This is a genomic window from Mesorhizobium sp. M7A.F.Ca.AU.002.02.1.1 (genome assembly GCF_003998535.1).
GTDB lineage: Bacteria > Pseudomonadota > Alphaproteobacteria > Rhizobiales > Rhizobiaceae > Mesorhizobium > Mesorhizobium ciceri.
On sequence record NZ_RZPB01001239.1, the window covers coordinates 1 to 1,125 of the forward strand.

Consider the following 1,125-nt stretch of genomic DNA (forward strand, 5'->3'; position numbering starts at 1 on the left):
AGGTGGTGGAGGGCTAACGAGGCGAGGCGGGAAGCGTTCCTGGCTGTAATTTTATGTGACATGAGAGGCGGATGGACGAAGCGCAGTTCGGCCCAAGCTCCCAGTTCGACAATGTCCAAAAACGAAAAAGCCGCGGCGGACCGCGGCTTTTCGATGCTTGATTTCCTAAGAGGAAACTGGAGCGGGTGAAGCGATTCGAACGCTCGACCCCAACCTTGGCAAGGTTGTGCTCTACCCCTGAGCTACACCCGCTCGCACGGCGTCTTGGCCGCAAGCCGGGCCTATATGGCTGAAGAGCGCGGCGATTGCAACAGGGAAATCGCAGGCTTTTTTACGACCCGGCAAGCGAGGCCGGCAAGCCGCCGGCGGGCGCGCGAGTGGCACGCGGCGGGGGCGCCACCGCAAAGGGCGGGTGCCGCTCACCGTGATGTCGCATGACGGCCTTGTGTCGGCCGCCCCATTGGCCGTAAACGGCATGGGCTCACAAACGGGACGAAGACGAAACCGATGCCGAAGACCGAAGCCGAACTTTTTGCCTTTCTTGCCGAGCTGGGCATTGCTGCCTCGACCAAGCGCCATCCACCGCTCTATACCGTCGCCGATTCGCAGGCGCTGCGCGGCGAGATCGCCGGCGGGCACACGAAAAACCTGTTCCTGAAGGACAAGAAGGACAATTTCTTTCTGGTCACCGTCGGCGAGGACGCGGTCGTCGACCTGAAGCAGATCCACCAGGTGATCGGCGCCGCCAGCCGGGTTTCTTTCGGCAAACCGGAGATGCTGATGGAGCTGCTCGGCGTCACGCCGGGCGCCGTCACGGTCTTTGGCATCATCAACGACACGGCAAACAGGGTCAAGCTCGTGCTCGACAAGGATTTGATGGAGCATGCGGTGATCAATGGGCATCCGCTGACCAATGAGGCGACGACATCGATCGCAGCGAGCGACCTGATCAGATTCGTCGAGGCAACCGGGCACGATGCTGCTATCTTGAAAGTCTCCGCGTGATCGCCACATGGATGGCTTAAAACCGATGGTCTGAAGCATAGGGCGCCTGGCCGCCGGCCGGCGGCCAGGCGCCCTATGCTTCAGACCATCGGTTTTAAGCCATCCATGTGGCGATCACGC

The 1,125-nt window shown here is 61.2% G+C and carries 1 protein-coding gene and 1 tRNA gene; one reads left to right on the forward strand and one right to left on the reverse strand.

What is annotated here, in order from left to right:
• Positions 1-177 precede the first annotated feature (177 nt).
• Positions 178-252: transfer RNA gene (locus EN879_RS36800), tRNA-Gly, on the reverse strand.
• A 255-nt stretch (positions 253-507) separates the two neighbouring features.
• Here EN879_RS36800 and EN879_RS36805 point away from each other — a divergent pair.
• The gene (locus EN879_RS36805) at positions 508-1,005 is read left to right on the forward strand and encodes a prolyl-tRNA synthetase associated domain-containing protein (RefSeq protein WP_027162861.1); all 498 of its coding nucleotides are present in this window, start codon (positions 508-510) and stop codon (positions 1,003-1,005) included.
• Positions 1,006-1,125: the final 120 nt, after the last annotated feature.

What these genes read in the sequence shown, in the direction of transcription:
- EN879_RS36805 (WP_027162861.1), top strand. Translation starts at nt 508, where the DNA reads ATGCCGAAGACCGAAGCCGAACTTTTTGCCTTTCTTGCCGAGCTGGGC.